Genomic DNA, 12532 nt, shown 5'->3' with positions numbered 1-12532 from the left:
TGCTTACAATTTTAAACAGAGATCTTCCGGCCCTTATTGGAAACAATTGGGAACATAGGCATCAGCTCACAGAGCCTCCGGAAACGCCGATACGAGGTAATCAACCAGCGCACGGACTTTGGGCGTCACGAACTTGCGGGTGGGGTAAACGGCGTACACGCCGAGCTCGGTGGAACGATATTCTGGCATCAGCTCCACCAGTCGCCCGGCTTCAAGGTCCTTCTGTACGAGAAAGCCCGGTTGAAGCACCACGCCCTGCCCAGCCACCGCAGCTGCGCAGCATGTCTCGCCATTATTGGCCTGCATCCACGGCCGGACCCGCACACTGGTCGCCCCCTCCGGTCCTTCGAACGGCCAGTCGTTGCCGGTCGTGAAGTTGCTGTAGCCGATGATCCGGTGGCTGGCGAGATCCGCAGGCGCTTCGGGCGAGCCCTGGGCCGACACATAATGGGGGGAGGCACAGGCGATCAGGCGGGTTGACGTTATCCGTCGGCTGACCAGCGTGGAGCTTTGCAGTGTTGCAATACGGATGGCCAGATCAAAGCCTTCTTCGACAATGTCCACCAGCCGGTCAGACAGATCGATAGAGAGCGCCACATCCGGATAACGGGCGTGAAACTCGCCCCACAAAGGTGCCAGATGGCTGATCCCGAAACTGACCGGTGCGTTAATCCTTAACAAACCCCGGGCGACATCGCTCCGGGACGTAATTTCCGCCTCGGCTTCCTCCACGCCCGCGAGCAGCTCCCGGCAGCGAACATAGAAAACTTCACCCTCTCCCGTCAGTGACAGCCTCCGGGTCGTCCGGTGCAACAGTCTTATTCCAAGCCGGGATTCCAGCTCACCGAGATAGCGGGACACCGCCGCCCTGGACATGCCCAGGGCATCCGAAGCGGCAACGAAGCTGCCCGCCTCCACCACCGCACAGAAGGTCTGCATCTCCAGCAATCGATCCATTGTTTCATTTTCCGGAACAGTTAATTTATATAAAGCAGGTTTATCCCGTTATTTGATATTTGTAAAGTGACAACATGTTCAAACACACCCAAGGAGATTCACCATGAACAACGCATTCCTGAACACGTTGCTGTCTACCCAGGCCGGCTGGGGTGCTCTTGCCCTGCGCATTCCGGTCGGGATTATTTTCGCCGCCCACGGCGCCCAGAAACTGTTTGGCTGGTTCGGCGGCTATGGCCTGGAAGGTACCGGGCAGTGGATGGATTCCATCGGCCTGAGCCCGGGCTACCTGATGGCCCTGTTGGCCGGTGGTGCGGAATTCCTTGGCGGTCTGGCACTGATCATCGGCCTTCTGGTTCGCCCCGCCAGCGCGGTACTGGCTTTCGCCATGCTGATTGCCATTTTCAGCGTTCATATCGGCAACGGGCTGTTCATGAGCAACAATGGTTACGAGTTTGGTCTGGCATTGCTGGCAGTATCCGTGTCACTGTTTTTCAGTGGTGCCGGACGGGCATCTGTTGACCGCCTTATCGCGGCCCAATAACCACGCTCAGCAAGGAAGAATCAACCATGAGCCTGTTTGTCTCCCACGGCGCACCCACCTTCGCATTGGAGCCGGGCCTGGCTGGCCCGGCACTGACCGACCTGGGTAGACGCCTGCCAAAACCCGAAGCCGTGCTGGTCGTTTCACCGCACTGGATGACCACCGGAATCCGGGTGGGCTTCTCGGAAAAACCGGCAACCATTCACGATTTCAGCGGATTCCCGCCTGAGCTGTACCGGATGGAATATCCGGTACCAGGCCATCCGGCTTTGGCTGGCAAAGCCCTGGCGCTTCTGGAGGCGGCCGGCTGGAAACCTGTGGCTGACGCCAGCCGGGGGCTGGATCACGGTGCCTGGGTCCCCCTGATGCACCTGTTCCCGGAGGCTTCAGTCCCCGTCTTTCAGGTTTCCATGCCAATGGATCTTGATTCCGAGTCGGCGTGGCAGCTGGGCGAGGCACTGCGGCCCCTGGAGCATGATGGGGCACTGATTGTCGGATCCGGCAGTCTGACCCATAACCTGCACGAAGTTCGCTGGGGGGATAGGAAGGCGTCAGACTACGCCCGGGAATTTACGGACTGGGTGCGGCTAAACGTCCAGGAGGGCAATCACCAACAGCTGATTGGAACCTTGAAACTGGCTCCCCACGCCCGGCGTGCCCACCCCACAGAAGAGCATTTCCTGCCTCTGCTGGTGGCGGCCGGTGCAGCTGGCATCGGAAGTTCGGGCGGCCTGATTGATGGCGGTATCGAACATGGCGTTCTGGCCATGGACGCCTTCGTGTTTAACAGAGAGGCCACCTGGATCGGTGGCCTCTCTGGGTTCCCGAACTGAGGCTCGCTTACCCCAGATTCTTCCTGACAAACTTCTGGATCTCACCAACGATACCGCTGCGGAACGCCAGTACCGTGAGCACGAAGATGCCACCGAGAATCGGATCTACCCAATCCCGAAGCGGACCCTGGGAGAGCTGGTACTCGATATTAACCACAAAAGTTGCGCCGACAACAGGCCCAAGCAGGGTGCCCATGCCCCCCACGAGGGTCATCAGGATGACTTCGCCCGACATATGCCAGTGCGCATCGTTCAGGGAGGCCAGTTGGAAAACCACTGACTTCAGGGAACCGGCAAGTCCTGCCAGGGCCGCCGAGATGACAAAGGCAAGCACCTTGTAGCGATTCACGTTGTAGCCCAATGATATGGCCCGGGGTTCATTCTGCTTGATCGCCTTTAACACCTGGCCGTAAGGGCTGCTTACAATCCGCTGGACCAGGAGATAACAACCGAGGAAAACCGCCAACACGAAATAATACATGTTGTAGTTGTCCGAGAGGTCGACGAAACCAAACAGATTGCCCCTGGGAATACCATGCATCCCGTCTTCACCGCCGGTGAATTCCGACTGGACGAGGAAGAAGAACACCAACTGCGACAGCGCCAGGGTAACCATCGCAAAGTAGATGCCCTGCCGTCGGATGGACAGCAGTGCGAACGCCAACCCCAGCAATGTGGCAGCAGCGGTGCCTGCAATAATGCCCATTTCAGTGGTCAGGCCGGAAACGTTGCTCAGCAGATAGCCGGTTGTATAACCGCCTGTCGCAAGAAAAGCCGCGTGGCCGAAGGACAGCAGGCCGGTAAAACCGAACAGCAGGTTAAATGCCACCGCAAACAGGGCAAAACACAGGATCTTCATCAGGAACACCGGATACATGGCGAACGGTGCTGCGAGCAAAAGCAGCAGCAGGACACCGTTCAGTACCATTTTTTTCCGGTTGTCCGCGCTTTGCTGTTCCAGAATGGCTTTTTGGATCTCGGTCTGATTGACAGGCTGAGTCATGGTTACGCCTCCTTACCAAACAAGCCACTGGGGCGGAACATCAGAACGATCACCATGACCAGGAAGATCACCGCGGATGAAGCAGGCGGATAAAAGGTTTTGGTAAGGCCTTCAATCACCCCCATGAGAATACCGGTGATAATCGCGCCACCGATGGAGCCCATGCCACCGATAACCACCACGGCAAAGACGGTTATCAGGATGTGAGACCCCATCACCGGCGTAACGGAATAGATTGGCGCAGCCAGGACACCCGCAAACGCCGCGAGCATAACGCCAAAGCCGTAGGTAAGGCTGATCAGTAAGGGCACGTTGATGCCGAACCCCTGCATCAATTGAGAGTCTTCCGTTCCGGCACGCAGATAGGCACCAAGCTTGGTTTTTTCGATCATGAACCAGGTGCCAAAGCAGACCAGCAACGCGATCACGATAACCCAGAGCCGGTAATAAGGAAGGAACATGAATCCGAGTTTCATTCCGCCCTGGAATATATCAGGCATGGAATACCGGAGCCCGGATACCCCGTAGATGTTCGTAAGCACACCCTGTAACAGCAAAGCCACGCCAAAGGTGAGCAAAAGGCTGTAGATATGGTCCTGGCCGGCGATCCTCCGGAGCAGGAAATATTCGATCAGTACGCCGACCGCTCCGACCAGAAGTGGCGCGACGAAAAGCGCAACCCAGTAATTGACGCCGAGAGCGTCAAAGAGGATGACGGTGGACATGGCGCCCAGCATGTACATTGCCCCATGGGCAAAGTTAATTATCTTGAGCAGGCCAAAGATAACTGCCAAGCCGAGGCTCAAGAGCGCATAAAACGCGCCATTAATGACCCCGATCAGAAGCTGACCAGCCAGCACGGCAAGGGGGACACCGAAAATCATGGACATGTTGCTCACTCCAAAAGCAGCGCAAACGTGATACCGGGAACCATCGTTGCGAGTTCCCGGGGCTGCCCCACCGGAAGGCGAGGGAACCCCGAAGATTACGCTCTTCTCTTTATTTGCTGGTTACCAGCGGGCACTTGCTCTCGGAGAGCGGGCGATAGGCTTCGTCAGCCGGGATAGTGCGGAGAATCTTGTACAGATCCCACTCCCCTTTGGACTCAGCCGGTGTTTTGACTTCTGCCAGGTACATGTCGTGCACCATACGGCCATCGACACGAATCTTGCCGTTCTTGGCAAACATGTCGTTGATCGGTGTATCCATCATTTTCTGGCGTACAGTCTGGGCATCGTCGGAACCGGTGGCTTCAACGGCTTTCAGGTACTGCATGGTGCTGGAGTAGATACCGGCGTGAACCATGGTCGGACGTACTCCGGTTTCTTTCTCGAAACGATCGGACCAGGCGCGGGTCTCATCGTTCATATCCCAGTACCAGCCCGTGGTCAGCTGAATGCCCTGGGCTGCATCCACGCCCAGTGCGTGCACATCTGTCAGGAACAGCAGCAGAGCGGCAAGGGTCTGTCCTGACTGGGTTACACCAAACTCACTGGCGGTGTTGATGGCATTGGTGGTATCCGCACCCGCATTGGCCAACGCCACGACATCCGCACCCGAAGCCTGTGCCTGAAGGATGAAAGAGGAGAAATCAGGCGTAGGGAACGGATGCCGCAGGGTACCGATGACTTCGCCACCGTTGGCCTCAACAACGCGGGTTACGTCCGCTTCAAGGGCATGACCAAACGCGTAATCCGCGGTCAGGATGTACCAGGTTTTACCGCCTTCTTTTACCACTGCACTGGCAGTGCCATTAGCCAGCGGATAAGTGTCGTACACATAGTGGATATGGTTTGGCGTGCAATGCTCGTTGGTGATGCTGGAGGCCGCAGAGCCGGAAATGATACCCAGCTTGTCATTCTCTTCAAGGATATCGCTTACCGCGATGGAGACTGAGGAAGCCACAAGGCCGGCGACCAGATCGACTTTGTCATTTTCGACCCAGCGGCGGACTGTGCTGGAGGCCACATCCGCGCTGTTGCGGTCATCTGCGCTCACAACTTCGATAGTGGCGCCGCTCACTTTTCCGCCGAAATCGGCGACGGCCATTTCCAGGGCCTTCATGCCGTTGGGGCCAGCGAGATCCCGGTAGGTACCGGACATGTCCGCCAGGTAGCCGATTTTAACGGTGTTGTCAGAAATGGCCGCCTGGGCGCCACCCACCATCATGGCGGTTGCAACGGCTGATGTCAGAAGCTTTTTCATCATTGTCATTGTTGTATCTCCGCGACTGTCGTGCGTTGGTTGTTCGGGTTGTTGCTTTTTTTGGTTGTTGCTCTCTTCTATCCGGTGTTACACACCCAAATAGTCGTTCAGCAGCGACTGCTTGGCTTCAAGCTCGCCGGCGCTTACCTCTTCCACGATCTGGCCATGCTCCACAACGTAGTGGCGATCAGCCAGCGGCGCGGCGAAATGGAAATTCTGCTCCACCAGCACAATGGTCAGGCCTTTGTTCTTGAGCTTGATCAGCACTTCGCCAAGCTTTTCAACAATGACCGGTGCCAGCCCCTCGGTGATTTCGTCGAGCAGCAGCATATTGGCGCCGGTCCGAAGGATGCGGGCCATGGCCAGCATTTGCTGTTCACCGCCAGACAGTTTCGTGCCCTGGCTGAAGCGGCGCTCATAGAGGTTGGGAAACATGCTGTAAATTTCTTCCAGGCCCATGCCGCCGCTGCGCACTACCGGCGGCAGGGTCAGGTTCTCCTGGACGTTGAGTGCGGAAAAAATGCCCCGGTGTTCGGGGCAATACCCGACACCCAACCTTGCAATATGGTGCGGCGCACAAGACATGGTCTCTTCGCCGTTGATCATGATGGAGCCGGTGCGGCGGCCAACCATGTTCATGATGGCCTTGAGCGTTGTGCTGCGGCCGGCGCCGTTGCGCCCGAGCAGGGTGACCAGCTCGCCGCGGTGAACCACAAGATCGATGCCGTGCAGGATATGCGACTCACCGTAAAAAGCGTGCAGACCGGAAACCCGCAGCTGTTCGTATTCTTTGTCGGCACGGTTGCTCATTCTGATGTCTCCCGCTCCGCCGAGGCTTTATCGTTCGCGGTGCCCATGTAGACTTCACGCACTCGGGGATCGGCAGACACTTCGCTGTACTCTCCCTCGGTAAGGACGGCCCCCTGGGCCAGCACCGTGATGCGGTCGCACAGTTTGCTGACCACCCCGAGATTGTGTTCCACCATCAGCACCGTGCGGCCCCTGGCTGCCTTGCGAACCAGTTCAACCACACTGTCTACGTCTTCGCCGCCCATGCCCTGGGTAGGCTCGTCAAGAAGCAGCAATTCGGGCTCCATGGCCAAGGTGGTGGCCAGCTCCAGCGCCCGCTTGCGGCCATAGGCCAGTTCCACCGTTGTGGTGTTGGCGAACTCCACAAGCCCGACGGAATCGAGCAATTCCATGCAGCGCTGGTTCAGTTTGTTCAGTGAAGCGCCGGACTTCCAGAAGCTGTAGGAGTTGTTTTCCGCGGTTTGCAGGGCAACCCGGATATTCTCCAGTGCCGTCATGTGAGGAAACACCGCGGAAATCTGGAATGAGCGGACGATCCCCTTACGGGCAATGGCAGCCGATTTCATGGCTGTGATGTCCTGCCCCTTGAACAGGATCTGACCCCGGGTCGGAATCAGGAACTTGGTGAGCAGATTGAAGACCGTGGTCTTGCCGGCGCCGTTGGGGCCAATCAGGGCGTGAATATGGCCTTTCTGAATCTTCAGATTCACGTCGTCGACCGCAACAAAGCCCTTGAATTCCTTGACAAGGTTACGGGTCTCCAGCACGTACTGTTCACTCATGAGCCAATTTACCTTTGTTATTGTTGTACATGTCATCTATATCACAGATTAGATTGACGTATACGTAAACGTCAACACTTAATTCTGATTTTTCAGTTCAACCTCGCTACGCAAAAAGTCGCATATGAGGGTCACCAACTGGTCCTGCTGCTCGAGATGGGGCGAGTGACCGGCACCTTCCAGAAAAACCTCCCTGGCGCTGGAACCGATGCCAGCCACGATGTCAGTCACCTGTTCGGGCACGCCGTATTCGTCACACTCTCCCTGAATGATCATAGCCGGGCATTCGATAGCCGCCAGCCAGTGACCAAAATCCATCGCCGCATGGAACCCCTCATCACGCCAGACAGTCTGCCAGGCGTTAAACAGATCATCGGTCCGATGGCCGTGATACCGCTCCAGCCGCTCACGAATATCGGTTTCCCGGTAACGACTGGCCATTTCCTCTAAACCCGCGAGCGTCAGGTGGTCGGCGTAGGTGTGCGCCGCCATGGTGACAAGCGCCTTTACGCGCCTGCCCAAAGCGCCGGCGGCTACCAGGGAAATCGAGCCACCATCACTATGCCCCACCAGCACGGCTTCCGGAATTTCAAGCCTGTCCAGCAACCGGGGTAGCCAGCGATGGCCGGCGACTTCGAGGTAGTCATAGGGGCGCGGCAGCACTTCCCGGGTTGACTGCCCGTAACCCTGCCGGTTGTAGATCAGCGCATCCCACCCTGTCGCCCTCGCAAGCTTCTCCGGAAACTTGCGCCACAGGGCGATACTGCCGAGGGATTCGTGCAGGAAAACCAGAACCGGCCCTTTTTGTTGCTGGTGCTGAATCCGCCTGACTTCCAGCTCAACGCCCTCGCCCACCGGCACCATCATGTCTCTTATCTGCATGGCGCTACCGGTTCGGAGGGATCGAATAGGTCAGGGTGGAGTGGGCCACCGGCTCCTCTGCGCCTTCGGAGTAGACAAACACTTCACCCACCCCCATGGTACGGCCGACCTTCAGCATCGTCGCCCTGGCCCAGATCGGCTGGTGTGCCACAGGTTTGCGCAGGAAGTTGATATTCAGGTTGGTGGTAACCGCCAGCGGCACCAGGCCAATTCTGCTCAACAGCGCCGCGTAAAGGGTGACGTCCGCCAGCCCCATCATGGCCGGCCCGGAGACGGTCCCCCCCGGCCTGAGATGCTCCTCATCCACTTCCAGCTTCATTTCCGCCCAACCGTCCCCGAGCTTTTGCAGGGTGCCGAAAGCGGCCCCCTGCGGAAACTGCTCATCAAGGAAGGCCTGCAACTCTTCAAACGTGATGATCATGCGCCGGCTTCTTCCTGGGCTTTATTACGAAGGACGAACCGCTGAATCTTGCCGCTCGGCGTCTTCGGCAGCTCATCAACGAACTCGATTTCCCGGGGGAAGGCGTGGGTGGACAACCGGCGGCGCACCAACTCCTGAAGTTCGTCTTTCAGGGCCTGCTCATCCGCTGGCTCCTGATCACTCTTGATCACCACATAGGCCTTAATGATGGAACCGCGCTTTTCATCCGGCTTCCCGACTACGCCGGACTCCGCCACGGCGGCATGTTCCAGCAACGTGCTCTCCACATCCGCGGGGCCGACGCGGTAGCCGGCGGTGGTGATGATGTCGTCGTCCCGACCGCTGAAGGAGAAGCACCCATCGCCATGGCAGACCACCATGTCACCGGTGAGGTAGTAGCCTTCCACGAACGGGTCTTTTTCACCCCAGGTGTAACCGTCAAAGTGGAACAGGGGCGAGGCTTTCACGTCCACGGCCAGTTGACCAACCTCGCCGGCGCCCACTTCCTCGTTCTTTTCGTTCAGGGCGACGACTTTATGACCCGGGGAGGCATAGCCCATGGAACCCTCGCGAACGGGATGCTCAAGGCCATGGAAGTTACAGCAGGTCATACCGGTTTCGGTCTGGCCGTAGTGGTCCTTGACCGGGCAGAAGTGACGATTGCGGATCCAGTTCACCACTTCCGGATTGAGGGGCTCGCCGGCACTGCTGGCGATTCGCAGCCCCAGGTTCTCAGCTTCCGGCAGCACATGATCGTTAGCCTTGAGCAGACGATAGGCCGTAGGCGCCGCGGCCAGGTTGGTGATCTTGTACTTCCGGATCATGTCGTAGGTGGATTCCGGCGTGAAGCCCCCCGGGTTGAAATGGGTCGCATGCCCCATCAACAGGGGGCCCACCACGGCGTAATAAAGGCCGTAAGCCCAGCCGGGATCGGCCACATTCCAGAACCTGTCGTCGTCACGCAGATCGATGGCGTACTTCATATAGACATAGAACGCCAGCAGCGCTTTGGCCGGGACGGCAACGCCCTTGGACTTGCCCACGGTCCCAGACGTAAACATCTGCAGGAACGGCTCATCGCCTCTGACCATGACCGGCTCAAACTCACTGGACTGCGCCGCCAGGGTTTCCTCGAAATCGGGGACTTCAGCGTCAATCTCACCGGCGTTCACAGCGAGTACCGGCGGACACACCTTCACCTCATTCAGTTTGGGGTAGTTTTCCGGATTGGTCACCACCAACTTGGTACTGGCCCGTTCGAAACGGTATTCAATAGCCCCCGAGCCAAAGGCCGTGAACAGGGGTTGATAGACAGCACCGACGCGCAGGGTGCCCGCGATGACGATCAGCAGTTCCGGCGTACGCGGCAGGAGTGCAGCCACCCGGTCACCCTTGCCAACGCCCCGGGATGCCAGGTAATTGGCAAACCGTGCAGACGCTTCTTTCAGCTCGGCAAAGGTCAGAACACCGTCACCGCCACCCTCTTTTTCGTAGTAAAGGGCGACCCGGCTGGGGTCGTCCGCCCACTTGTCGCAGATTTCGTGGCATACATTGAGCCCGCTATCCAGACGTCCATCCAGGATGTCCGCTTCCAGAGCAGCAGGATCGAAGTTGTTGTAAACGTCAGTGTATTCCGGAAGGCTCATTCTCAACTCCTGTTGTTTTTAGCATCGAAAGCACGGGTCAAGGTTTAGCACAGGCTTCACTTTACGTAAAGGTAAACTTTAGACCAAGTAGGAAGAAAATCGGGGCGCTTTATGAGGAGATAAACCGGCGCAGCCGGCAGGCCGCGCCCGGTAAGGAGGTCAGGATTTCGGGGTGATATTTCCGGAGTGGCGGCTGGAAAGAATATGGTGCAGGGCCCCACACTCCACCATAGGGTCATCGCAGTTCACAACGATGTCTGAGCGGGCAATGACATAGCCCTTGCCAGTGATGCTGTTCTTGATCACCTGGTATTCGCCCTCTTCCTCAACCGAGGTAAATTCGCCGATAAAACCGGTCTCCCTCAGGGATATGGTTTCCAGCTTGTCGCCCGGCTTTATGCTGCCTTCGTAATTCATCAGCGCCAGCCGCGCCGAGGTGCCGGTGCCGGTCGTACTCCGGCATATCACGCCCGGATGCACGTAGGTGGCGGAACGGGATCGGTAATAAGCTTCAGCTACATGCTCCACAGGCCCCATGAAGTGCAGGAACGGCAGCGGGCCGACATCGCCAAGGGTGTAATGGGAAAAGCCACGCTCGGCCTGAATGGCCTCGACGATGGCGTGGGCGGTTTCCGCCAGCTTGCGCTCCTCGTCCAGGGTCAGATCAAAACCCAGGCTGGCGGCATCGACCAGTGCGTAGAACCCGCCACTGTAGGCCACGCTGTAGGTAATCCCGCCCAGCGAAGGCACATCAATGGTGGCCTGGTAGGTATGGATATAACTGGGCAGGCCTTCACAGGTGATGGCTTCCACCACGCCGTCATGCACGGTCGCCTCGATCTGAACCAGACCGGCGGGCGACTCCAGGGCGAAATTCTGTTTCCCTTCCTGTTTCGGCACAATGCCCGATTCGAGCACGGCGGTGGCGGTGCAAATGGTGTTTGAGCCGGAGTAGATCGGGTAGCCCATCACCTCCATGATGATGTAGCCGGCCGCCGCCCTCGGGTCCGTCGGCGGTACCAGCAAATCCACTGACATTTCCGGCACGCCATAGGGCTCTTCCAGCAGCAGCCGGCGCAGACCATCGGCATCATCGCGCAGGTATTCCATCTGCGCCCGTACAGTATCGCCGGGCAACAGATCAATACCACCAGTCACGATGCGGCTGACATCACCGCCGGCATGAGTATCCATCAGCTCAATAGTCAGTTCCGGCTTCATCAGGCGCTCCCCAGTGACCAGCGTTTGCCGTGTTCTTCCCACTGTGAGTCGGGAACAATCACGATCTTGCCGAGATAATTGCTACCCCGGTTCACGAAGTACTGCTCTGCCCGATGCAGATCAGAGAGCCGGAAAGCGCCGTGCAAAACCGGTTTCAGGTGGCCGTTGCGAATCCAGGCCACCAGCTGTTCCGCTTCCTCCCGGGTGCCATGGGACACACCGAAAATCTGCACCTGATAGAGGTAGATACGGGTCCACAGGATTTCGCTGATATTGCCGCCGCTGGCGCCGGCAATGCTCAGGCGCGGGTAGGTGCTGCGGGCATTCATGTCGAAAATCATGGTATCGATGAACACATCGGTCATCTCACCGCCGACCAGATCCATCACCGCATCGATGGGCTTGCCACCGGTTTCCGCTTTCAGACGCTCCACGAAGGTGTCCATATCGGAGCGATCCAGCACCGCCTCGGCACCCAGTTCCAGCAACGGTCCGGCCTTGTCCTGCTTGCTCAGGGCGTACGGAATTGCTCCCATAATCCGGCACAGCTGGATCAGTGCGGTGCCCACACCACCACTGGCGCCGGTTACCAGTACCCGTTCGCCACCTTTGATGTTGGCCGACGTGAGCATGTGCATGGCGGTCTGATAGGAACACATACCCATGGACGCGACTTCGGCATCCGCCAGTTCGGGGTTGGGAATGTGGTGAAACTGGTCCGCTGGCAGTGCGGCGTATTCCGCGTATCCGCCATCGGCGCCGTGGCCGTAGTAATCGGGCGTGAGATTGATGTCCCGCCGGTCATTGGCGTAGATGTTGAAGTCCAGCAGACCCCGTTCGCCGACCCGGGCCTCATCAACACCTTCGCCAACGGCCACAATACGCCCGGCAATATCCGCACCCTGTATCCGTGGAAAAACCAGCGTGGGTTTGCCGCCCATCCGGAACGAGGTCATTTCACCCTTTTTGGTGGGATACAGCCCTTCCCGCGCCTTCCGGTCGGTATTGTTCTTAGCCGTTGCCGTCACCTGAACAAGCACCTGGCCGGGCCCGGGGGTGGGAACGGGCACATCCTGATACTCGAGTTTGTCGATATCACCGTGACCGGTAAGAACCATGGCTTTCATGGTAGTCGGGATCATGGGCGGGCGATCCTCCCTGTCTGCTGAATTTCGGGTGTCCAGAGAGGATAGGTGAGTTTCCGGGGTGTGTCAGTGCGTGTTGCGGG

At 58.1% G+C, this 12532-nt stretch carries 13 protein-coding genes; 2 read left to right on the top strand and 11 right to left on the bottom strand.

The window, feature by feature from the left end; all coding sequences use genetic code 11:
* Positions 1-66: 66 nt before the first annotated feature.
* Positions 67-957, bottom strand: a complete 891-nt coding sequence (locus tag NLK58_RS19220; RefSeq protein ID WP_341581496.1) for a LysR family transcriptional regulator — start codon at positions 955-957, stop codon at positions 67-69.
* A 103-nt stretch (positions 958-1060) separates the two neighbouring features.
* On the opposite strand from NLK58_RS19220, the gene NLK58_RS19215 reads away from it, so the two are divergent.
* Together NLK58_RS19215 and NLK58_RS19210 are read left to right on the top strand one after the other, a co-directional pair.
* Positions 1061-1501: a DoxX family protein gene (locus NLK58_RS19215; protein WP_341581495.1), complete on the top strand. Its 441-nt coding sequence runs from the start codon at positions 1061-1063 to the stop codon at positions 1499-1501.
* A gap of 26 nt (positions 1502-1527) precedes the next feature.
* Positions 1528-2334, top strand: coding sequence for a class III extradiol ring-cleavage dioxygenase (locus NLK58_RS19210; protein WP_341581494.1), 807 nt, complete (start codon positions 1528-1530; stop codon positions 2332-2334).
* A gap of 7 nt (positions 2335-2341) precedes the next feature.
* Here NLK58_RS19210 and NLK58_RS19205 read toward each other — a convergent pair whose 3' ends face one another.
* The 10 genes from NLK58_RS19205 to NLK58_RS19160 all read right to left on the bottom strand — a co-directional run bounded on the left by NLK58_RS19205 (position 2342) and on the right by NLK58_RS19160 (position 12446).
* On the bottom strand, positions 2342-3337 hold the full coding sequence (locus tag NLK58_RS19205) for a branched-chain amino acid ABC transporter permease (protein WP_117619904.1): 996 nt from the start codon (positions 3335-3337) through the stop codon (positions 2342-2344).
* Between the two features lie 2 nt (positions 3338-3339).
* Positions 3340-4227: a branched-chain amino acid ABC transporter permease gene (locus tag NLK58_RS19200; RefSeq protein ID WP_117619903.1), complete on the bottom strand. Its 888-nt coding sequence runs from the start codon at positions 4225-4227 to the stop codon at positions 3340-3342.
* A 109-nt stretch (positions 4228-4336) separates the two neighbouring features.
* On the bottom strand, positions 4337-5551 hold the full coding sequence (locus tag NLK58_RS19195; protein ID WP_117619902.1) for an ABC transporter substrate-binding protein: 1215 nt from the start codon (positions 5549-5551) through the stop codon (positions 4337-4339).
* A gap of 78 nt (positions 5552-5629) precedes the next feature.
* On the bottom strand, positions 5630-6352 hold the full coding sequence (locus NLK58_RS19190) for an ABC transporter ATP-binding protein (protein ID WP_117619901.1): 723 nt from the start codon (positions 6350-6352) through the stop codon (positions 5630-5632).
* Positions 6349-7134 carry an ABC transporter ATP-binding protein gene (locus tag NLK58_RS19185; protein WP_117619900.1) on the bottom strand — a complete coding sequence of 262 codons (786 nt, stop codon included), beginning with the start codon at positions 7132-7134 and terminating at the stop codon, positions 6349-6351. The genes NLK58_RS19190 and NLK58_RS19185 overlap by 4 nt, the downstream gene beginning before the upstream one ends.
* A gap of 78 nt (positions 7135-7212) precedes the next feature.
* Positions 7213-8016 (bottom strand): alpha/beta hydrolase, encoded by an 804-nt coding sequence (locus NLK58_RS19180; RefSeq protein WP_341581493.1) that lies wholly within the window; start codon positions 8014-8016, stop codon positions 7213-7215.
* Positions 8017-8020: 4 nt separating this feature from the next.
* Complete coding sequence (locus tag NLK58_RS19175) at positions 8021-8437, bottom strand: PaaI family thioesterase (RefSeq protein ID WP_341581492.1); 417 nt, start codon at positions 8435-8437, stop codon at positions 8021-8023.
* The gene (locus tag NLK58_RS19170; RefSeq protein WP_341581491.1) at positions 8434-10083 is read right to left on the bottom strand and encodes an AMP-binding protein; all 1650 of its coding nucleotides are present in this window, start codon (positions 10081-10083) and stop codon (positions 8434-8436) included. Before NLK58_RS19170 ends, NLK58_RS19175 begins: the two co-directional genes overlap by 4 nt.
* A gap of 159 nt (positions 10084-10242) precedes the next feature.
* Positions 10243-11304 carry a proline racemase family protein gene (locus tag NLK58_RS19165; RefSeq protein WP_341581490.1) on the bottom strand — a complete coding sequence of 354 codons (1062 nt, stop codon included), beginning with the start codon at positions 11302-11304 and terminating at the stop codon, positions 10243-10245.
* Positions 11304-12446 (bottom strand): zinc-binding dehydrogenase, encoded by a 1143-nt coding sequence (locus NLK58_RS19160; RefSeq protein ID WP_341581489.1) that lies wholly within the window; start codon positions 12444-12446, stop codon positions 11304-11306. Before NLK58_RS19160 ends, NLK58_RS19165 begins: the two co-directional genes overlap by 1 nt.
* Positions 12447-12532: the final 86 nt, after the last annotated feature.

The sequence above is a fragment of the Marinobacter metalliresistant genome (assembly GCF_038098645.1).
GTDB classification, from domain to species: Bacteria; Pseudomonadota; Gammaproteobacteria; order Pseudomonadales; family Oleiphilaceae; genus Marinobacter; species Marinobacter metalliresistant.
Note: the sequence above shows the minus strand (reverse complement) of the source record. Positions and strands in the feature narration are given on the sequence as shown.